At 67.2% G+C, this 19265-nt stretch carries 14 protein-coding genes and 2 riboswitches; of the genes, 8 read left to right on the top strand and 6 right to left on the bottom strand.

The window, feature by feature from the left end:
• Positions 1–438: 438 nt before the first annotated feature.
• Positions 439–714: a PRC-barrel domain-containing protein gene (locus GD429_RS16390; protein ID WP_152857893.1), complete on the top strand. Its 276-nt coding sequence runs from the start codon at positions 439–441 to the stop codon at positions 712–714.
• Here GD429_RS16390 and GD429_RS16385 read toward each other — a convergent pair.
• On the bottom strand, positions 711–1763 hold the full coding sequence (locus tag GD429_RS16385; RefSeq protein WP_152858058.1) for an RNA-guided endonuclease InsQ/TnpB family protein: 1053 nt from the start codon (positions 1761–1763) through the stop codon (positions 711–713). The genes GD429_RS16390 and GD429_RS16385 overlap by 4 nt on opposite strands.
• Positions 1764–1852: 89 nt before the next feature.
• On the opposite strand from GD429_RS16385, the gene GD429_RS16380 reads away from it, so the two are divergent.
• The gene (locus tag GD429_RS16380; protein WP_227791663.1) at positions 1853–2020 is read left to right on the top strand and encodes a hypothetical protein; all 168 of its coding nucleotides are present in this window, start codon (positions 1853–1855) and stop codon (positions 2018–2020) included.
• A 120-nt stretch (positions 2021–2140) separates the two neighbouring features.
• On the opposite strand, the gene GD429_RS16375 is transcribed toward GD429_RS16380, so the two are convergent.
• Together GD429_RS16375 and GD429_RS16370 are read right to left on the bottom strand one after the other, a co-directional pair.
• Positions 2141–2860, bottom strand: coding sequence for a Crp/Fnr family transcriptional regulator (locus GD429_RS16375; protein WP_152857891.1), 720 nt, complete (start codon positions 2858–2860; stop codon positions 2141–2143).
• A 580-nt stretch (positions 2861–3440) separates the two neighbouring features.
• Entirely contained in the window at positions 3441–4472 is a 1032-nt protein-coding gene (locus GD429_RS16370) for an ABC transporter substrate-binding protein (RefSeq protein WP_152857889.1), read from the bottom strand.
• Between the two features lie 136 nt (positions 4473–4608).
• Positions 4609–4731, bottom strand: a riboswitch (guanidine-I (ykkC/yxkD leader).
• A gap of 468 nt (positions 4732–5199) precedes the next feature.
• A riboswitch (guanidine-I (ykkC/yxkD leader) is annotated at positions 5200–5335 on the top strand.
• A 58-nt stretch (positions 5336–5393) separates the two neighbouring features.
• On the opposite strand from GD429_RS16370, the gene GD429_RS16365 reads away from it, so the two are divergent.
• From GD429_RS16365 to GD429_RS16340, 6 genes are all read left to right on the top strand, one after another.
• Positions 5394–6158, top strand: coding sequence for an urea amidolyase associated protein UAAP1 (locus tag GD429_RS16365; protein ID WP_152857887.1), 765 nt, complete (start codon positions 5394–5396; stop codon positions 6156–6158).
• Positions 6159–6169: 11 nt separating this feature from the next.
• Positions 6170–6826 carry an urea amidolyase associated protein UAAP2 gene (locus GD429_RS16360; RefSeq protein WP_111020604.1) on the top strand — a complete coding sequence of 219 codons (657 nt, stop codon included), beginning with the start codon at positions 6170–6172 and terminating at the stop codon, positions 6824–6826.
• A 199-nt stretch (positions 6827–7025) separates the two neighbouring features.
• Complete coding sequence (gene uca, locus GD429_RS16355; protein WP_152857885.1) at positions 7026–10640, top strand: urea carboxylase; 3615 nt, start codon at positions 7026–7028, stop codon at positions 10638–10640.
• Positions 10637–12598: an allophanate hydrolase gene (gene atzF / locus GD429_RS16350; protein ID WP_152857882.1), complete on the top strand. Its 1962-nt coding sequence runs from the start codon at positions 10637–10639 to the stop codon at positions 12596–12598. Before uca ends, atzF begins: the two co-directional genes overlap by 4 nt.
• Before the next feature lie 48 nt (positions 12599–12646).
• Positions 12647–13621 carry an ABC transporter permease gene (locus GD429_RS16345; RefSeq protein WP_152857880.1) on the top strand — a complete coding sequence of 325 codons (975 nt, stop codon included), beginning with the start codon at positions 12647–12649 and terminating at the stop codon, positions 13619–13621.
• Between the two features lie 45 nt (positions 13622–13666).
• Entirely contained in the window at positions 13667–14581 is a 915-nt protein-coding gene (locus tag GD429_RS16340) for an ABC transporter ATP-binding protein (protein WP_152858056.1), read from the top strand.
• 72 nt (positions 14582–14653) lie between these two features.
• Here the strand turns inward: GD429_RS16340 and GD429_RS16335 are convergent, their stop codons facing one another.
• From GD429_RS16335 to ansP, 3 genes are all read right to left on the bottom strand, one after another.
• Positions 14654–15496: a formate/nitrite transporter family protein gene (locus GD429_RS16335; RefSeq protein ID WP_152857878.1), complete on the bottom strand. Its 843-nt coding sequence runs from the start codon at positions 15494–15496 to the stop codon at positions 14654–14656.
• Between the two features lie 336 nt (positions 15497–15832).
• Positions 15833–17188: a nitrate regulatory protein gene (locus tag GD429_RS16330; protein WP_152857876.1), complete on the bottom strand. Its 1356-nt coding sequence runs from the start codon at positions 17186–17188 to the stop codon at positions 15833–15835.
• A 112-nt stretch (positions 17189–17300) separates the two neighbouring features.
• Entirely contained in the window at positions 17301–18791 is a 1491-nt protein-coding gene (ansP, locus tag GD429_RS16325) for an L-asparagine permease (RefSeq protein WP_152857874.1), read from the bottom strand.
• Positions 18792–19265 lie beyond the last annotated feature (474 nt).

Raw genomic sequence — 19265 nt, 5'->3', positions numbered from 1 at the left:
TCGAGAGCAGCATACGAACGGCGGCAAGAGCGAACGCAATGTCGACGAGGCGGTCGAGGGGACGTTCCCCGCCAGCGATCCTCCGTCGATAGGCGGCGTCACCAGGATGATTTCCAGCCCGGCCCATCGAAAGCATCACCGGAAGTCGTCGCACGGCAAGCACCGTTAGCACGGGTCGTGCGGCGCCGGGCAGGGCCTTGCGTGACCATGATCCATCGAGTCGTCGCCGGCATTCAGCGATATCGATGAACGCGGCGGTATCGGACAGAGCGACGGCGTGCCGATCGTCCCGGTGTGCCCAGGTACGGAACCGTACCGACTTCCGATGCCGGGGCGCGCAGCGTTTTGCGCGCAGCGTTTTCTCGTGCGTCGAGTGTCATTGTCGATGTCGTGACCGTGCACGGCATGGATACCCGGACCTTGCCCAAGGAGGACGTCATGAGCACGCTCCCCCCCGATCGATCCGGGGATGACAGCAACGGGAGCATTGTCGAACGCGATGCCGGCGATGAACCCGGCCATATGGTCACGACCTCGGATGTGCTGAAGGGCAGCAAGATCATCGCGTCGGACGGTGAGGATGTCGGAAATGTTTTCGACATCGTGCTCGATTTGCACCGCGGCAGAATTGCGTACGCGGTTGCTTCCAGCGGAGGAACGGGCGAGATGCTTTGCGCCATTCCGTGGAGTGCGTTGACGTCCTCGCCTCCCTAAAGGGAGGTGATTCCCACACCTGGCGATGCACGTCCGCATCGGAGAATGTTCAATGCAGCGTTGATATCGCTATCATGCTCGACACCACAGTTGCTGCACTTCCACTCCCTTATTCTCAGTCCCGCGATACCTTTCGGCCGCGTCGTGCTGGCTTTCGACCCGCACGCCGAACAGGACTGGGTGGAACCGCTTTCGTCCACTTCCTCGAACGTGGCCCCGTGCGCCATCGCTTTGTAACGGAGCCTATTTCGGAAGGACGACCAGGACGCGTCGTAGACGCTTTTCGCCATCCTGGTTCTGGCGAGCTTGGCGGCCGACACATTGCCGACCGCGATGTAGTCGAAGCGCCGCACCAGATCGAGCGCGAGCTTGTGCTGGAAATCGGCGCGAGCATTCGCCACCTTGGCGTGCAGCTTCGTGATATGCCGCTTGTGCTTTCGCGCACGCTGCGCTTTCGCCAGCTTTTCGGCCGCGCGCTGGCCGAACCGGTCGTTAGGCAGCTTCTCGCCGGTCGAAAGTGTGGCGAAGTCTTTCAGACCGAGATCGAGGCCGACGCCGGAACGGATCGGGCGCGCCTTAACATCAGGCATCTCGATCACGATGTTGAGAAACCAGTTGCCGCGCGCATCCTGTGCAAAGTTAGTGCCGTCCTTGATCTTCCCTTCGGGAAGCGGCCGGCTACTGAACACGCGGAAGGTGTGGCCGGCGAAGCGGAATGCGTCGCCCTCGCGTTTCAGGTCGCGGCCCTTCAGCGGCACCCAGCCCAGCGATTTCCTGCCGCGATAGCGCAGGTACGGGCGACGGTGCTGGCTGCGCGACTTCGCGTACTGCTCGCACGTTGCGTTGACCGTTCCCGAGTGAATGCCGAGTTCCTTGCTACTGCCGGTCGTCAGCACGTTCAGGTCGAACCCCGCCGGCCACTTCTTGCTCCACTTGAGCGCGTGCTTCTGCGTGTCATTGCAGAAGTTCCAGACGTAGCTCACCGCCCGGCTCTGTTTGTTCAAGAGTCCGTTGAGCGACTTCACCCGGTAGCGATAGACAAGGATCATGCCGGTCATTTTAACGTTGGAATGCCGCTGTCAAACAGCGGCGCTCCTTTCCTCCCCGCCCTGAAGGACGGGGTTTCTCGGAGCATCTGATGAAATACGATACCGGCGACAAGTGTTTCCATCTGGATGTGACCGGTGCGCATGTCAAGGGTACCCCGGGCTTCGACGACGAGCATTGGCCGGTGATGACGCAATCGCAGTGGGGAATGTCGCTTCACCAGTACTACAACCGGACGCATTACTGGGTAGCGGGATGAGCCGATGTCGGGAAGATCCGTCGCGCCGATAGCGTCAAGGTGTCGATCCTCCGCTTCCACGAATTCGAGGGCGTCAACGGCATCTGCGGGAAAGGCCGGTACGATGCGGCGCAGTGGCGGCTAGAGTCGCTTCAGATCGGGAAGCAGGCGATCGAATTCACGTTTGACCACGCTGTAGCATTCGCACACGCGCTTTTCGAGCCCCGGCCGGTCCAGCACCTCGATATGGCCGTAGTTGTAGCGGATCAGGCCCGCGTCCTGCAGCTTCAATGCCGCTTCCGTCACACCCGACCTGCGCACGCCCAGCATGTTGGCGATCAGTTCCTGCGTCATGCGCAGTTCGTTCGAGGGCAGGCGGTCGAGGCTGAGCAGCAGCCAGCGGCACAGCTGCTGATCGATCGAGTGATGCCGGTTGCATACCGCGGTCTGGGCCATCTGCGTGATGAGCGCCTGGGTATAGCGCAACAGCAGGCGCTGCATCGCGTTGCCGCGCCGGAATTCTTCTTTCAGGATGCCCGCGTCGAGCCGGTAGGCCTGCCCTGCGCTTTGCACGACGGCGCGACTCGGCGTCGTTTCGCCGCCCATGAACAGCGATACGCCGATCATGCCTTCGTGGCCGACGATCGCGATTTCAGCGGACGAGCCGTCCTCCATCACATACAGCAGCGACACGATCGACGTGGTCGGAAAATAGACGTGATGAAGCTGGCCGCCCGACTCGTACAGCACGTTCCCCAACGGCATGTCGACGAGCGTCAGGTGTGCGGCGAGGTGGGCGTGCTCGTTTTCCGGCAGCGCGGCAAGCAGGTGATTGTCGATAACGGGCGGGGTGTCCTGCATGCGTGGCTCCTGCGCTTGCACCCGGTTGACGATGGAGACTCCGGCCGACGTGGGTGCAGCGGGAATCGGGGGGAGGGGTCAACCATCGTACTTTACCGAACCGGAGGCCGGACGGGAGGGCGACGGCTATGCGCTCCCTTTTCCCGATTAGATCGGGATGACCGACCGTTCGAATGCGAATCCACCTTCAAAAATTATAGTGTCGATACATGTGCCATCAAGGTGCGCGCAATGCGGCCCGCACGATACGGAACCGATATTTCACGGAGCGCTTGACGGGAAATCGCGGTCGCCAGGCGGGCCGTGTGGTTCGCGATCGAGCTCGCGAAGGCGGCGCGCGTGGCGTAATTGAGTACCGAGACGCGCAACGGAAAGCAGCACGGCTTCGGGACGAAGCGGTACCCGACGCGCTTCGGCATTCACCGTGCGCGTGCTGCTCGCGTCGTCCGAGGCGCCACCGCCAGGCCGACGGCGAACAGCACCGCGACATACGCGGCGACGCTCCCCGCGCGCCGCGTTGCCGGAACGCGCCGCCGACCGGGCCGAGCACGCTCGACCCGAGCCGGACGACCCGCCGCCTTCAGTGCGAATCGACGAGACGTGGATCGATATACGCGTCGATGTCCTGCGACTGCTTGTAGACCGCGTTGCGCACGTTGAATGCGTTCGCGTTGCGGGTCGATCCGTAGATCGAATCGAGGCCGTCGCCCTTGCGGAACGCCTGCTTCGCTGCCGCGGCATCGAGCAGGTGCGTGCCCTTCAGCAGCGGCAGATATTGCGCCGGCGCGAGGCCGACGCGGGCGGACATGATCTTCACCGCGTCGGCCTGTGTCTTCGGATCGTTGATGTAGGCCACGCAGCGATACCAGACCTTGACGACCTTCGCCCAGTCGGCCCGGCGCGCGGCGAGGCTGGTCGGCGTCACCGTGATCGCGTCGTAGATCAGCCCCGGCGCATCCGCCGACGTGAAGATCGCGCGCGCGCCCGGCGCGCGTTTCAGCGCCTCGCCGGCGTTCGGCTGCCACGCCGCGACCGCCGCGATGTCGGACGACGCGCCGAGCACCTGCGGCAGTTCGTTGGTCTTCGCGTTGACGAGCGTGACGTCGCCGTCCTTCAGCCCGTGCTTCTGCAGCGCGGTTTCGAGCAGCAGGTGATCGACGAGCCCGAGCTCGACGCCGACCTTCCTGCCCTTCAGGCCTTCGACGGTCCGCAGCGGCGGCTTCGCGATGATCATGTCGTTGCCGGCCGAATAGTCGGTAAGCAGGATCATCACGTTCTTCGCGCCGGACGCGCCCGTGACGAGCGCATCGCCGTTGGTCACGGCAACCGCGTCGAGCTTGCCCGCGGAAAACGCGTCGAGCGACGCCGAATAATCGAACCATTCGAAATCGACGTCGACGCCGGCTTCCTTGAACCAGCCCTTGTCGAGCGCGACCTGGAACGCGACCCAGCCGGGCCAGTCGCTGTAGCCGATTTTCAGCGGTGGAGCCGCTTGCGCGGCGGGCGCGGCGAACAGCGACGTCGTGACGGCGACGGCGGCAAGCGCATGACGGACGGAACGGAAGCGCCGGGAGGACAGCAGGCGGCGGAACGGCGAGGCGAGGCGGGTCATCGTTTTCTCCAGGAGACCGGGATGTGGATCGTCGGCACGGGTCGCGCTCATGCGCGATCCGGCCGCGTGACCGGTTCCTGCGGATGCGGGACGAACGACCGGCCACGGAGAGGCGCGACGGCCGTCGCCATCGCCAATCTCCCGGGCTTTTGTCCCGCCGTGTAGCGTCATGCGCGCACGGTCAGACGACCGTACGCACCGACACCGGGCTGCTCTCGGACCAGACGTTCGACGAACCGGAACCCTAGCATCCCTAAGATGCGACACCGCCGCACCTCTCGACACCGGAGCCAGCGAGAAGCATGCCAGCGGTGTGATCCGGCGGCTGACGTGCGTCGGAAACGCGCCGTTCAGCGACGGCGCGCGGCACGCTGCAGTTCGATGAAACGCACGGAGAACAGCGCGGCCAGCGCGCGCCGAAGCAGGTCGAGTTTGTTCATGAGCGGTCGGTGGACAGAGTGACGGTGCGCGTATTCAGCAATGGCCGTGCCATTGCGAGCGGACGCGGTGCGCGTGCGTATTGCCGGCCCACGGCTGCCCCGCGCTGGTGCCGGCCGCGTTCGTCTGGTGCGCGCGCTGCCCAACGGGAGGGCGGGCCGATGCGCGTGCATGGCGCGCCGTTCGCCCGCGCATGCCCCGCCGAACGGGGCCGCGCGTGCCCGGATGCACGCGCTGGCACGCAACTCGCTTATTCACCGTCCGAGAGGTGCGAAGCAATTTGCATCATCTTCAGGATCGCTAGGGTTCCGGTCGCACGGCGTCACACGCCGCGCGATGCCTGGTCCGAGAGCAATCCGGTCTTGCCGCCTGCCTTGTAGCGAGGATCCGGCGAGGCTCCACGGAGGGACAAAAGCCCGGGAGGTCGCGATGTCGTTCGGTCGCCCTCTCACGCCTTTTGTCCAACCGATCCGAGGAGCCGCCATGTCGCCGAGCCCCCAAGCCCCGCTTGTCCCGTTGCCGCACGTCGTGTGGGAAACGGTCATTCCCGCCGGAACCCACTGGTCCGGCATCCTGCGCCGCGGCCTTGCGTTGCGCATCGTCGACGTCGACGGCGGCGCGAACCTGTCCGCCGTGTTTCATCGCCACGAAGATCCGCTCGAACGCTACAACATGGCCGATACGCTGAAGGCGCAGCACACCGCGCACCTGACGCGCGGCCACGCGCTGTACACGGACATGGGCCGCGTGATCGCATCGATCACGGCCGATACGCTCGGCTGGCACGATCCGCTCGGCGGCATCGGCGATGCGCGGCTGTTCGCACGCAAGTACGGCGCGTCGTCGTATCAGGACGATCGCAACGCGATGATCCGCAACGGCCGCAACGGCCGCGACAGCCTCGTGCTCGAACTCGCGAAATACGGGCTGTCCGCGCGCGACCTCGTCGCGAACGTCAATTTCTTCAGCAAGCTCGCGCCGCGCGACGACGGGTCGTTCGACTTCGTCGCGGGCCACTCGCCGGCCGGCAGCGCGTTCGACCTGCGCTTCGAGATGAACACGCTTGCCGCATTCTCGACCGCGCCGCATCCGCTCGATCCGCAGCCGGCCTATGCGCCGAAACCCGTGAAGTTGATCGCATACCGCGCCTACCCGGCCGACGGTGCCGCGCCGGACGACGATCCGTGCCGCACCGCGTGCGCGGAGAACACGCGCGGCTTCATCAACACCGACCGACTGTTCGCGTAAGGAGCCCCGACATGCCGATCATTGAAAGCCGCCTCGACCCGCGGCACGCGATCTACGACACCACGCTGAACGCCGGCGAGCCGTGGCTGCACGACGTGAAGCGCGGGCAGGTGCTGCGCATCCTCGATCTCGAAGGCAACCAGGCCGTCGATACGCTGTTCTATCGCACCGACGCACCCGACGAGCGCTACAGCGCGCAGGACACGATCCGCGAGCAGCGCAACCTGTACCTGAGCGCGGGCAGCGTGCTGCTGTCCAGCCTCGGCAATCCGATGGTGACGATCGTTGCGGACACCTGCGGCCGCCACGACACGCTCGGCGGCGCGTGCGCGGCCGAAAGCAACACGGTGCGCTACGCGCTCGACAAGCGCCACATGCACAACTGCCGCGACAGCTTCCTCAACGCGATCGCGCACTGTGCATGCGGCACCGGTGCGCGGCTGACCAAGCGCGACCTCGTCGGCAACGTCAATTTCTTCATGAACGTGCCGGTCACGCCGCTCGGCGGGCTGACGTTCGAGGACGGCATTTCCGCGCCCGGCAAGTATGTCGAGATGCGCGCGGAGATGGACGTGACGGTGCTGATCTCGAACTGCCCGCAGCTCAACAACCCGTGCAACGGCTACAACCCGACGCCGGTGCGGCTGACGATCTGGGAGGCTGAATGAACCACCCCCACGCTCACTTGCGCTGCATGGGACCGGAGTACGCGCTGAAGCGCTACTCCGGATCGACACGTTCGCTGCCCCCCAAGGGGGCGGTTGCCGTCCACGGCCGGCTTTGCAAAGCCGGCCGGCTGCGCGGGCGCGGAGCGATGCTCCGCGAATTCCCCGCTACGCCCCTTGGGGCGGCCCGGCGGGAGGCAACATGAGATTCACAAAAGTCCTCGTCGCGAACCGCGGTGAAATCGCCTGCCGCGTGATCCGCACGCTGAAGCGGCTCGGCATCGCGTCGGTCGCTATCTACTCGGAAGCCGATCGCGATGCGCGCCATGTGACGCTCGCCGACGAAGCCGTCTGCGTCGGCGCCGCGCCGGCGGCCGACAGCTACCTGAACGTCGCCGCGATCCTCGCTGCGGCGCGCGCGACCGGTGCGCAGGCCGTGCATCCCGGCTACGGCTTTCTGTCGGAGAACGCCGAGTTCGCCGACGCATGCGAGGCCGCCGGCCTGCGCTTCATCGGGCCGCGCGGCGCGCAGATGCGCGCGTTCGGCCTCAAGCACACCGCGCGCGAACTGGCGCGCGAGCACGACGTCGCGCTGCTGCCGGGCACCGGGCTGCTCGCCGATGTCGCGACGGCGCTGGTCGAAGCCGATGCGATCGGCTATCCCGTGATGCTGAAAAGCACGGCGGGCGGCGGCGGCATCGGCATGTCGCTGTGCCGCGACGCCGCGCAGCTCGCGGCGGCCTTCGAATCCGTCGTGCGGCTCGGCAGCGCGAACTTCGCGCATGCGGGCGTCTATCTGGAGAAGTTCGTCGAACACGCGCGGCACATCGAGGTGCAGATCTTCGGCGACGGGCGCGGCGGCGTGATCGCGCTCGGCGAGCGCGACTGCTCGGTGCAGCGGCGCAACCAGAAGGTGATCGAGGAAACGCCCGCGCCGGATCTCGCCGACGGCGAGCGCGCAGCGCTGCACGCGAGCGCGGTGCGGCTCGCGCGTGCGGTCGCCTATGCGTCGGCCGGCACGGTCGAGTTCGTGTTCGATGCACGCGAGCGCCGCTGCTATTTTCTCGAGGTGAATACGCGGCTGCAGGTCGAGCATTGCGTGACGGAAGCCGTGACCGGCATCGATCTCGTCGAATGGATGATCCTGCAGGCCGAAGGCGACCTGCCGCCGCTCGATACGCTCGCCGTCGCGCCGCGCGGCGCGAGCATCCAGGTGCGGCTCTATGCGGAAGACCCGCACCAGCAGTTCCGGCCGAGCGCGGGCGTGCTCACGCATGTCGCGTTTCCGGACACGGTGCGCGTCGATACGTGGATCGATGCGGGCACCGAGGTCAGCGCGTATTACGATCCGCTGCTCGCGAAACTGATCGTGCGCGGCGACACGCGCCGCGACGCGCTCGCGGCATTGCGCGACGCGCTGGCCGCCACCGAGCTTTACGGGATCGAGACCAATCTCGACTACCTGCGCGCGATCGCCGGTTCCGACACGTTCGCGCGCGGTGCGCAGACCACTGCGTTCCTGTCGCGTTTCGCGTTCGCGCCGCACACGATCGACGTGCTCGACGGCGGCGTGCAGACGACCGTGCAGCAAACGCCGGGCCGCATCGGCTACTGGGCTGTCGGCGTGCCGCCGTCCGGGCCGATGGACGATCGCGCGTTCGATCTCGCGAATGCGCTGCTCGACAATCCGCGCGACGCCGCCGGCCTCGAGTTCACGATGGTCGGCGCGACGCTGCGCTTCAACACCGACACGCTGTTCGTGCTCGGCGGCGCGCCGCTCGCCGCGACGCTCGACGGCGCACCCGCACCGTTCTGGCAGGTGCTGCGCGCGGCGCCCGGCGCGGTGCTGAAGCTGGGCGGCGTGACGGGCGCGGGCGTGCGCGCGTGCCTCGCGGTGAAGGGCGGGCTGCAGGTGCCCGACTACCTGGGCAGCAAGGCGACCTTTACGCTCGGCCAGTTCGGCGGCCACGCGGGCCGCGCGCTGCGCAAGGGCGACGTGCTGCACCTGCATGCGGACGCGGGGCGCGGCGAAGCCGGCGCGACGCTCGCCGAAGCCGACCGGCCCGCGCTGACGCACGCATGGACGCTCGGCGTGCTCGACGGCCCGCACGGCGCGCCGGATTTCTTCACGGCGGACGACATCGCGATGCTGTACGACACGCGCTGGACGGTCCATTACAACTCGAGCCGCACGGGCGTGCGGCTGATCGGCCCGAAGCCGCAATGGGCGCGCGCGGACGGCGGCGAGGCGGGCCTGCATCCGTCGAACATCCACGACAACGCGTATGCGATCGGCGCGGTCGATTTCACCGGCGACATGCCGGTGATACTCGGGCCCGACGGGCCGAGCCTCGGCGGCTTCGTGTGCCCGGTCACGGTAGTGCGCGACGAGCTGTGGAAGCTCGGGCAGTTGCGGCCGGGCGACACCGTGCAGTTCGCGCGCGTGGCCGCCATGCCTGCGCACGCTCCGACGCTTGCGGCGCCCGCGCGGCTGCCGGCGTCCGGCGAGTCGGCCAACGGCGCGGACGACTGCGTGCTGTACCGCGATCCGGCGGCCGGCAACGGCATCGGCGTCGTCTACCGGCGCTCGGGCGACCGCAACGTGTTGATCGAATACGGCCCGCTCGTGCTCGACCTGAACCTGCGTTTTCGCGTGCATGCGCTGATGTGCTGGCTCGACGCGCACCGGCTGCCCGGCATGCTCGACCTCACGCCCGGCATCCGTTCGCTGCAGGTGCATTTCGATGCGCACGCGCTGCCGCTCGATACGCTGCTCGCGCATCTGCAGGCAGCCGAGCGCGAGCTGCCCGACGTCGCCGACATGCGCGTGCCGAACCGGATCGTGCATCTGCCGCTGTCGTGGGACGACCCGTCGACGCGCGTCGCGATCGAGCGCTACATGCAGTCGGTGCGGCCGGATGCGCCGTGGTGCCCGAGCAATATCGAGTTCATCCGCCGGATCAACGGCCTCGACGGTATCGACGCCGTGAAGCGCATCGTGTTCGACGCGCGCTACCTGGTGATGGGGCTCGGCGACGTCTATCTCGGCGCGCCCGTCGCGACGCCGCTCGATCCGCGGCACCGGCTCGTGACGACCAAGTACAATCCGGCGCGCACGTGGACGCCGGAGAACGCGGTCGGCATCGGCGGCGCGTACCTGTGCGTGTACGGGATGGAAGGGCCCGGCGGCTATCAGTTCGTCGGCCGCACGGTGCAGATGTGGAACCGTCACCGGACGACGCGCGCGTTCGAGCCCGGCAAGCCGTGGCTGCTGCGGTTCTTCGACGAGATCCGCTTCTACGAGGTCAGCGAGGCCGAGCTGGCCGAGCTGCGCGCGGATTTCATCGCGGGCCGCGCCGAGCTGAAGATCGAGGAATCCGTGTTCGATCTCGGCGTGTACAACCGCTTCCTGCGCGACGAAGCCGACTCGATCGCCGCGTTCAAGACAATGCAGCAGGCCGCGTTCGATGACGAGCGCGAGCGCTGGCGGGCCGCCGGCCACGCCGAGTATGCGGGCGAAGCCGGGCAGGGCGATGCCGGTGCCGGCACGGCGGCGGCCGGCGACACGCTCGCCGACGCACAGCGCGGCATTACCGCCGACGTGTCGGGCAGCGTATGGAAGGTGCTGGTCGAAACCGGCGCGCGGGTGACCGAGGGGCAGGTCGTCGCGATTCTCGAATCGATGAAGATGGAGGTGTCCGTGGTGGCGATGGAAGACGGCGTGATCGAGACGGTCGATTGCGTGCCGGGCGCGGCGGTCGTCGCCGGGCAGCGGCTGATGGTGATGAAGGCCGGCGCGGCCGAGGAGGTCGCATGAAGCCCATCGATCGTCATCCGCTACCCGACCTGCGCTCGATCGCCGCGCTGCGCGCGCGGTACGAGGCCGGCAGCCTGACGCCGCATGCGCTCGTCGATGCGATCGCCGCGCACTTCGACGCGGGCGATCCGCATCATGCGTGGATCCGGCCGCTGACGCACGACGAAATGACGCGCTACGCGGATGCGCTGGCCGGACGCGACATCGCCGCGCTGCCGCTGTATGGCGTGCCGTTCGCGATCAAGGACAACATCGACCTGGCCGGCATTCCGACGACGGCGGCATGCCCCGCTTACGCGTATGTGCCGTCGCGCAGCGCGCCGGTCGTCGAGCGATTGATCGCCGCGGGCGCGATCCCGATCGGCAAGACCAATCTCGACCAGTTCGCGACCGGGCTGTCCGGGCAGCGCTCGCCGTACGGCGCGTGCCGCAATGCGCTCGATCCGCGTTATGCGTCGGGCGGATCGAGCTCGGGATCGGCGGTGGCCGTCGCGCTCGGCGTCGCCGCGTTCGCGCTCGGCACCGACACGGCCGGATCGGGCCGCGTGCCGGCCGCGTTTCACGGGCTCGTCGGGCTCAAGCCGACCAAGGGCGTGCTGAGCACGCTCGGCGTCGTGCCGGCGTGCCGGTCGCTCGACTGCGTGTCGGTGTTCGCGCATGCGCCGGGCGATGCGCGCGCGGTGTTCGCCGTTGCCCACGGCGTGACCGACGGCGATCCGTACGGACGCGCATGGCAGCCGTTGCTCGGCGCGGACGGCTGTCATGCTCGGCACGCCCGGCCGCTCGCCGGCATGCGCTTCGGCATGCCACGTGCCGATCAGCTCGAGTTCTTCGGCGACGCGTCGTACCGGGCCGCGTGGCAGGCGGCCGTCGAACGCCTGCGCGCGACCGGCGCACGAATCGTCGAGATCGATTTCAGCGCGTTTCTCGCGACCGCGCGGCTGCTGTACGAAGGGCCGTGGGTTGCCGAGCGGCGCGCTGCGATCGGCACGTTCTTCGCGGAACGGCCCGACGCGCTGCATCCGGTGATTCGCGAGATCGTCGGCGGCGCGGCGCGGTTCAGCGCCGCCGACGCGTTCGCGGCGTTCGACCGGCTCGCCGCGCTGCGCGTCGACGCCGCCTGCGCATGGGACGGCATCGATGCGATCGTGATGCCGACGTCGGCGACGACCGCGACCGCCGACGAACTGGAAGCCGATCCGATCGGCGTCAACGCGCGCTTCGGCTATTACACGAACTTCGTGAACCTGCTCGACCTGTCCGCGATCGCGGTGCCGGCGGGCGTCTGCGAAACCGGGCCGCATGCGGGTTTGCCGTTCGGCATCACGTTCGTCGGCCGCGCGCACGACGACGCGATGCTGCTCGACCTGGCTGACGCGTGGGTCGCTGCGCAGCACGGCGACGCCGTGGCGGGCGAGGGCGCTTGTAATGCCGATGCCGATGTCGATGCCGACGATCATGCAAGCGCAGGCGCGAACGAACCTCACGCCGCCGCGCGCGACAAGCGTTCCGGTGCGATCACGCTGCCGCTCGCCGCGCCGGCGGGCGTCGTGCGCGTGGCCGTCGTCGGCGCGCATCTGCGCGGCGAGCCGCTGAACGGGCAGCTCACGCAGCGCGGCGCGCGCTTCGTCGCCGCGACGACCACCGCGCCGGCCTACCGCCTCCACGCATTGAGCGCGGCGGTGTCGGGCGGCGTCGCGAAGCCGGGCCTCGTGCGCGTGCCGGAAGGCGGTGCGGCGATCGCGGTCGAGATCTGGGAGATGCCGGTCGCGGCCTACGGCAGCTTCGTCGCCGGCATCGGCGCGCCGCTCGGCATCGGCACGCTGACGCTCGCGGACGGCGCGCCGGTGCAGGGCTTTCTCTGCGAATCCGCCGCGCTCGACGGCGCCGTCGACATCACGCGCTTCGGCGGCTGGCGTGCTTACCGTGCGAACGGTGCGAACGGTGCACCGCGCTGAATGCCCGGTCGCCCGCGACCGGCAAGCAACACGATACGGAGATTCACCATGTCAGTGACCCGCAATACGACCGACTGGCTCGCGGTGCGCCGCGAGCTGTCGACCCGCGGCAAGTGGACGCTCGGCGTCGCGTCCTTCCTGCTGCCGCTCGCCGTCTGGTGCGTGCTCAGCTACGTGCCGTACGTCTGGCATCCGCAGGTGCGCATCCTGAACCCCGGCAGCGTCGATTATTTCCAGCCCGGCATGCAGGTCGACCGCGCCGTGTTCGACGACGAACTCGCGCATGCGCGCGCGACGCATGCGGCCGTGCCCGAAGGCGAGCGCGCGAACCCCGTGTACCTGCCCGCGCCGCATCAGGTGCTGCGCGCGTTCTACACGGCGTTCACGACGCCGCCGGCTTCGCGCGACGGCGTATGGCTGCACGAAAGCCTGTGGCACAGCATCCGCATCATCTTCTGGGGCTTCGTGATCTCGTCGGCGATCGGCGTGCCGATCGGTATCGTGTGCGGCACCTTCAGCGCGCTCGCGCGGCTGCAGGAGCCGTTCTTCGAGTTCTTTCGTTATCTGCCCGCACCGGCGTTCGGCGCGCTGATGGTGGCGATCCTCGGCATCTACGATGCGCCGAAGATCGCGATCATCGTGATCGGGACGTTCTTCCAGCAGGTGCTGATCGTCGCGAACACCACGCGCAAGCTCGAGTACGGGCTGTTCGAGGCGGCGCTGACGCTCGGCACGAAAAAGCCGGGGCTGATCGCGCACGTCGTCGTGCCGGGCATCCTGCCCGACCTGTATCGCGACCAGCGGATCCTGCTCGGCTGGGCGTGGACCTACCTGATCGTCGCCGAGCTGGTCGGCACCAGTTCGGGCATCACGTGGTACATCAGCCAGCAGGCGCGCTACCAGCATTTCGACAACGTCTATGCAGCGATCCTGATGATCGGGATCATCGGCCTCGGGACCGACATCGTGCTCGCGCTGCTCGGCCGCCGGCTGTTTCCATGGGACCGCACGCTGAAGGCGTGACGGATGAAGACGATGACCTACCGCACCCTTTCGGAAGAGACGATCATGCAGAATCCGCACAGCCTTCCCGACTACCTGCTCCAGTCCGACGCCGTGAGCGAACGCTTCGCACGCCTGAAGGCGCGCGACGTGATCCTCGACGTGCGCCATCTCGGCAAGCGCTTCCGGTCACCGCAGGGCGAAGTGGTCGCGCTCGACGACATCAGCTTTCGCACCCACCGGCGCGAGTTCGTCTGCGTGATCGGGCCGTCCGGTTGCGGCAAGTCGACGCTGATCCGCATCCTGGCCGGGCTCGAGTCGCAGACGAGCGGCGACGTGCTGCTCGACGGCAAGCCGGTGCAGGGCCCCGGCGCCGATCGCGGGATGGTGTTCCAGGGCTATACGCTGTTTCCGTGGCTGACCGTGAAGAAGAACGTGATGTTCGGCCTGAAGCGCAACGGCAGCAGCAGCGGCGAGGCGGAGCGCGAGGCGCTGCAGTGGCTCGACCTCGTCGGGCTCACGCGCTTCGCGGACGTGTATCCGCACCAGTTGTCGGGCGGGATGAAGCAGCGCGTCGCGATTGCCCGCGCGCTCGCGAACCGGCCGCGCATCCTGCTGATGGACGAACCGTTCGGCGCGCTCGATGCGCAGACCCGCGCGAAGATGCAGGCGCACCTGCTCGACATCTGGCGCAACATCGACGTGACGGTGCTGTTCATCACGCACGATCTCGACGAGGCGATCCTGCTAGCGGACCGGATTCTCGTGCTGAAGGCCAATCCGGGCAAAGTGCAGGAGCTGATCGAGGTGCCGGTGCCGCGCCCGCGCGGTTATTCGCAGTTCAACACGCCGGAATTCATCGCGACGAAGGCTCGGCTCGAAGCGCTGATCCATCCGGAGCCGACGGGCGGCGCGCCGGACGAAGACGCGGTGCGCCCGCACATGATCCGGATGACGGACGTGACGGACAACGTCGAGTGACGTATGCCGCCCCGCCGCGCGACGAACGCGGCGGGGCGGCCTGTCACGGCCTGTCGCAGGGTCGCAGGGCGATCAGGCCTTGCGCGCGACGACGCCCACCGGCGCAGCGGGCACGCGTTTCGGCGCGGTCTTGTAGTGCGTGCTGTACAGCGCCGCGCCGACGAACAGCAGCCCGCCGACCAGGTTGCCGAGCACCGTCGGGATCTCGTTCCACAGCAGATAGTCGGCGATCGTGAAGTGGGCGCCGAGCATCAGGCCGGACGGGAACAGGAACATGTTCACGACCGAGTGCTCGAAGCCCATGTAGAAGAACACGAGGATCGGCATCCACATCGCGATCACCTTGCCGGGAACCGACGTCGACATCATCGCGGCGACCACGCCGGTCGATACCATCCAGTTGCACATCACGCCGCGCACGAACAGCGTGAGCATGCCGGCGGCGCCGTGCGCCGCATAACCGAGCGTGCGCGCTTCGCCGATGCCGCCGATCTTCTGTCCGATCGCGTTCGGCGCCTCCGAAAAGCCGAACGTGAAGATGATCGCCATGAACAGTGCGACCGTCAGCGCGCCCGCGAAATTGCCGAGGAACACCAGCGTCCAGTTGCGGAACACGCCGCCCCAGGTCGCGCCGGGCCGGCGGTCGATCACCGCGAGCGGCGCGAGCGTGAAGACGCCGGTGAGCAGGTCGAAGCCGAGCAGGTACAGCATGCAGAACCCGACCGGAAACAGCAGCGAACCGGCCAGCGCGTTGCCGGTGTTGATCGTGATGCTGACCGCGAATGCGGCCGCGAGCGCGAGGATCGCGCCCGCCATGTATGCGCGGATCAGCGTATCGCGGGTCGACATCGACAGTTTCGATTCACCGGCGTCGACCATCTTGGTGACGAACTCGTTGGGCGTGAGGTAGGCCATGGTGTGCGCTCGCAAAGTTGGACGGGCAAAAAAAATCCGCGCCGGGCACTCGCTCGACATGCGAGTGCCCGGCGCGGACGCTGTTATCCACGTGATCGTCCGCCATGGTTCGACATGGCGCGACCGTCAGGCCGCCATTAGCCCGACGAACCTGTCGTGTGCAACTTTCATACCAGTGGCGGGGAAATCGCGACGCAGGCAGGCGGGGCGCGGCATGCAGGGCGCGGCGGGCGCGAGCCGGTCGCGGCGAATCGCACTCGCGCGGTGCAATTCGCGCCTCCTGCACGCGCGGTGGGCGCTACCGCGGTGCGTGGCGCGTCGCGCGCTCCGGTCAGGTCAGGTCGTGCCGTCGTCGCGCGGCGCCTTCGGCGCGCTTCGCTGCACACGTCGCCGCGCGGAAGGCTGCGCGTGCTCGTCGACGAATCGCTCGGGCGACGTCAGCGCGTCTTCCGCGATATCGGCCAGCGGCCGATTGCGGTCCATCGACGCTTTCTGCAGCATCCGGTACGCCTCGTCCTCCCGCAGGTTGAAGCGCGCCATCAGCGTGTTTTTCGCGCGCTGCACGAGCTTACGTTCGTAGAGTGCGCGACGTGCGGCGTCGAGTTCGACCTCCGCGCCGGCCAGTCGCGCCGATTGCGATTCCAGCAGGGATTTGAGGCTGGCGAGCGTCGACGGATCGGCGCCCGACAGGCGCTCCGGCAGTTCGTGAACCGCCGCGCGCGCCGACAGCGGATCGCCGGCGAAGAAATGGGCGAGCGCCTGGATATGCGGCGGCGGATTGTTCCGCAACTGCGCCATCAGGCGCTCCGAGTCGCGCAGCGTCCGACGCGCGTCGTCGATCCGCGCGTCGCACGTTTCCTTCACCTGCAGCGTCAGCGCGATCTGCAGGTGCCAGAGATCGTCGATGCGGGCGCTTGCGGCGTCGAACCATGCTTCGCTCAGGCCCGCATCGAGCGCGTCGCCCGCCTGCGCCGTGCACAGTATGCGTCGCAGCTTCTCGAGCGCCGCCACGTACGGCCCCGTCATGCGCGTTTCCCGCCATGCGTTTTGCTCGGCGCTCGCGAAATTCGCAAAAACTTCGAGGCTGCGCTCCTGCGCCGCGATCAGATACAGCAGGCGCTGCTGCTGGTCCGCCGAAAACGCGCCCGCCGCGAACATGTGCGCGCCGACGGCGCGTTCCTGCCCCGCTTCCTCCTCGCCTTCGACGACATGGACGAGCGCGATCAGCATGCGCGATACCGACGGATCCGCCGCACTGTCGGCGAGCTGGAAGATCAGCTCCACCAGGCCGCCGATCACGGTGCTGAACGCCTGGACGGAATCCGGCGCGGACAGCGCGATGCGGTCGATCCGTTCCCGCAGCACATCCAGCGATTCCAGGTCGAGCAGCACCCATGCGATCAGCGACAGCAGGCGCGACGTCGAGCCGTGCGAGGGCGACAGTTCCAGATCGAGGCGCTCGCGCAGCTGCGCGACGAGCGGTGCGGATTCGTCGCGTGCCGCCGCGCGTTCCGCGACGAAACGCCGGCCGAGCGACGCCAGATAGATGCTGGTCGCGCCGCGCTCGCGCTGCAGCGCGTGGATCAGGCGGCCGAGCAGGTCGATCAGCTCGATCTGCCCGGCCACGCGGCGCAGCGACGCGATTTCCTGCTGCTTGGCGGACAGCGCGAATTGCAGGGCGGTGGCTGACATGGTGGCGTTGAACGGCGGCAGGGGCTAACTGCAGTGTAGTGCGGACAATAAATGTCGTTGTCGTGGGATTTTCCTGACCTTTGCACGGCCGCCACCCGCTATCGGGCGTCGCCTAGTTGTCGCCTTTTTCGAGGACGCTCTGCGTGAGCGTGACCGACGGAATCGTCGGTTTGAGCGACGCACGGCGCGCGCGGCCGCTCAACCACTTCCAGCCGGCGACGAGCAGCAGTGCGACCAGCGGAATCGACGCGATCGTCCACGTGCCGTTCGGGTAGTCGAATGCCATCAATACCAGCACGCCGAGCAGGAACAGCAGCGTGAGCCACGATGTCACCGGCGCGCCGGGCATCCTGAACGGCACGTCGTCCACTTCGCCGCGTTTGACGGCCGCCCGGAATTTCATCTGGCAGACGATGATGAACCCCCACGTGCTGATGATGCCGAGCGACGCGATGTTCAGCACGATCTCGAACACGCTCGACGGCACGAGATAGTTGAGCAGCACGCCGATCACGTAGATCGCGACCGTCACGAGAATGCCCGCGTACGGCACGGATTGCGCGCTCATCCGCCCGAGGAACGCTGGCGCCGAGCCGCCCATCGACAGCGAACGCAGCACGCGCCCGGTCGAATACAGCCCCGAGTTGAGACTCGACAGCGCCGCCGTCAGTACCACCAGATTCATCATCGAGCCGATACCGGGAACGCCGAGTGCGCCGAAGAACGTGACGAACGGGCTTTGCCCCGCCTTGTACGCGCTCCATGGCAACAGGCAGACGAGCAGGACGACCGATGCGACGTAAAAGATCGCAATGCGCCAGATCACGCTGTTGATCGCGCGCGGCAGCACCTTGCGCGCATCCTTGCATTCGCCTGCGGCCGTGCCGACCAGTTCGACGCCGGCGAACGCGAACACCACGCCCTGCACCAGCACGAGCGCCGGCATCAGTCCGTGCGGGAAGAAACCGCCGTTGTCGGTGATCAGGTGCATGCCCGTGTCATGGCCGGCGACGTGTCCGCCGGTGCCCAGGATCACGGAGCCGATGCCGAGAAACAGCACGATCGCAGCGACCTTGATCAACGCAAACCAGAACTCCATTTCGGCGAACCACTTCACGCCGATCAGGTTCATCGTGGCGACGATGCAGAGCGCGATCAACGCGAAGATCCATTGCGGAATACCGGCGAACGGCGTCCAGTAATGCATGTAGAGTGCGACCGCCGTGATGTCGACGATGCCGGTCATCGCCCAGTTCAGGAAATACATCCAGCCCGCGACGAAAGACGCTTTCTCGCCGAGGAATTCGCGGGCGTACGACACGAAGCTGCCGCTGCTCGGCCGGTGCATCACCAGCTCGCCGAGCGCACGCAGGATCAGGAACGAAAACACGCCGCACACCAGGTAGACGATAGCGAGCGACGGCCCCGCAGCCTGCAGTCGCGCGCCGGCCCCGAGGAAAAGCCCCGTGCCGATCGCACCGCCGATCGCGATCATCTGTACCTGTCGATTGCCGAGTGTCTTGTGATAGCCGGCCTCGTGGGATTCGAGCCAGCTGCGTTTGTTGGTTTCGCCGGTCGGCGACGGTTCAGGAATCGATGCCATGGCTGCACCCTCTTGCATTTGCGTGATCGCTTTCATCCGGATCGCGTGGCGATCAGGACCCACCGGCACCTGCGACCGCGACGCGTAAAGACACGTCGGGCATCCTGGTCGCGGCTCGCCGGCAACAGCGAGGGGCACGGTCAGACAAGAAAGTATTCAGCCGTAATTCCGCTCACAAACAGCATGCAAATTTGGACTGAGCCTGTTCGAATCTGTGCATAGGGGTTTGATGGAAAGCTTTTTTATATGGCTTCCCGTTTTGGGTGCGCTGCCTTCGACGGTGCACCATTTCGGCTTCCGCGCCGAATTTCGTCAACCGCAACTTCGATGGCGAGCGCAATCAGCGTCGGGCCGAGTCCGAAGCCGATCAGCCGCCTGCAATCGCAGGCGGCCGATCGACACCTGCCTTTCTCATGCTCGAGCGCCGCATGTGCTCGATCGGCTCGCTTTCCTCCGAAGCGAAGGACCGCCACG

The organism is Burkholderia sp. BE17, from assembly GCF_009362305.1.
GTDB classification, from domain to species: Bacteria; Pseudomonadota; Gammaproteobacteria; order Burkholderiales; family Burkholderiaceae; genus Burkholderia; species Burkholderia pyrrocinia_C.
This window is presented reverse-complemented; position numbering and strand designations above follow the sequence as displayed.

Excerpts from the sequence above, each read along its gene's own strand:
- GD429_RS16390 (WP_152857893.1), top strand. The coding sequence starts at position 439 with ATGAGCACGCTCCCCCCCGATCGATCCGGGGATGACAGCAACGGGAGC.
- GD429_RS16385 (WP_152858058.1), bottom strand. The coding sequence starts at position 1,763 with ATGATCCTTGTCTATCGCTACCGGGTGAAGTCGCTCAACGGACTCTTG.
- GD429_RS16380 (WP_227791663.1), top strand. The coding sequence starts at position 1,853 with ATGAAATACGATACCGGCGACAAGTGTTTCCATCTGGATGTGACCGGT.
- GD429_RS16375 (WP_152857891.1), bottom strand. The coding sequence starts at position 2,860 with ATGCAGGACACCCCGCCCGTTATCGACAATCACCTGCTTGCCGCGCTG.
- GD429_RS16370 (WP_152857889.1), bottom strand. The coding sequence starts at position 4,472 with ATGACCCGCCTCGCCTCGCCGTTCCGCCGCCTGCTGTCCTCCCGGCGC.
- GD429_RS16365 (WP_152857887.1), top strand. The coding sequence starts at position 5,394 with ATGTCGCCGAGCCCCCAAGCCCCGCTTGTCCCGTTGCCGCACGTCGTG.
- GD429_RS16360 (WP_111020604.1), top strand. The coding sequence starts at position 6,170 with ATGCCGATCATTGAAAGCCGCCTCGACCCGCGGCACGCGATCTACGAC.
- uca (WP_152857885.1), top strand. The coding sequence starts at position 7,026 with ATGAGATTCACAAAAGTCCTCGTCGCGAACCGCGGTGAAATCGCCTGC.
- atzF (WP_152857882.1), top strand. The coding sequence starts at position 10,637 with ATGAAGCCCATCGATCGTCATCCGCTACCCGACCTGCGCTCGATCGCC.
- GD429_RS16345 (WP_152857880.1), top strand. The coding sequence starts at position 12,647 with ATGTCAGTGACCCGCAATACGACCGACTGGCTCGCGGTGCGCCGCGAG.
- GD429_RS16340 (WP_152858056.1), top strand. The coding sequence starts at position 13,667 with ATGCAGAATCCGCACAGCCTTCCCGACTACCTGCTCCAGTCCGACGCC.
- GD429_RS16335 (WP_152857878.1), bottom strand. The coding sequence starts at position 15,496 with ATGGCCTACCTCACGCCCAACGAGTTCGTCACCAAGATGGTCGACGCC.
- GD429_RS16330 (WP_152857876.1), bottom strand. The coding sequence starts at position 17,188 with ATGTCAGCCACCGCCCTGCAATTCGCGCTGTCCGCCAAGCAGCAGGAA.
- ansP (WP_152857874.1), bottom strand. The coding sequence starts at position 18,791 with ATGGCATCGATTCCTGAACCGTCGCCGACCGGCGAAACCAACAAACGC.